Here is a 236-nt window from a genome sequence, read left to right on the forward strand (position 1 = left end):
GGCAGGCGCATGGTGGACTTCCAAAGGGTGGAGAGGCGATATGTTATGTTGTTGCATTTACGCGCTGCAACCTCGGTTTGGCGTGGGCCGATGGCTGTGGGAGCATGGGCCTCTGCACGACGAGGAGGACACCATGGTACGCATTCGCGGAACCATCGGCAGCCAGCCCGTGGATCTCACGGTGGAACTGGAGGAGGCCGACTGGCAACGCCTGGCCGCCGCCCTGCGGCCGACCG

1 pseudogene is annotated in these 236 nt (G+C 64.4%); it reads left to right on the top strand.

Features of this window, described 5'->3' with window-relative positions:
• Positions 1-133: 133 nt before the first annotated feature.
• Positions 134-236: pseudogene (locus FS767_RS23635) on the top strand (hypothetical protein); the annotation flags it as partial.

The sequence above is a fragment of the Pseudomonas sp. DE0010 genome (genome assembly GCF_007680745.1).
GTDB lineage: Bacteria > Pseudomonadota > Gammaproteobacteria > Pseudomonadales > Pseudomonadaceae > Aquipseudomonas > Aquipseudomonas parafulva_B.